Source organism: Amycolatopsis thailandensis (genome assembly GCF_002234405.1).
Taxonomy (GTDB): domain Bacteria; phylum Actinomycetota; class Actinomycetes; order Mycobacteriales; family Pseudonocardiaceae; genus Amycolatopsis; species Amycolatopsis thailandensis.
Window position 1 is genome coordinate 1 of record NZ_NMQT01000285.1, and the last position, 522, is coordinate 522.

The following is a 522-nucleotide window of genomic DNA, read 5'->3' on the forward strand; positions in this document are numbered from 1 at the left end:
CACCTGTTGGCGAATCTGCTGGACGGTGAAATTGATCGCCAGCGCGGTACCGGGAACCAGCGTTCCGGTGGCAGGCTCACTGCGGATATCGGAGCGATTGAGCCGCTCGTCGACGAAATACGGACCTTCCATTTGCTCTGGCTTGACCACGCAGTCCAGCGCGCAGACTTCGGGCGTGCCGGCGGTGGGGGTGGTGGCACTGGCCGTGGCGGATCCGGCGACAGTGAGTGTCGCGCCGGCGGCGCCGAGCAGTATCAACGCCTGCCGCCTGCCGAGCACCCGGCCTACCGGCTCATCATCGTCATGCATAGGGTTCCTTTTCGCCAAATGATGGGAGCGGGGAACTGAGCGCGACAAGGTTTTGCCTGCATGGAGTCGCGCGGATCCGAGTGTCCGGCATGGCCCGTCCACTGTCGAGGCAATTCACTCTCGCGCATCATACTTCGGCGCGAAAACCGTCTTTGATGGACCAAATTCTCGACCCTGCTACGGCATTTCGCCTACGACGATCGAAGCCCGTTT

At 62.3% G+C, this 522-nt stretch carries 1 pseudogene; it reads right to left on the bottom strand.

Features of this window, described 5'->3' with window-relative positions:
• Positions 1 to 309 (bottom strand): annotated as a pseudogene (locus CFP71_RS42335) (twin-arginine translocation pathway signal protein); the annotation flags it as partial.
• Positions 310 to 522: the final 213 nt, after the last annotated feature.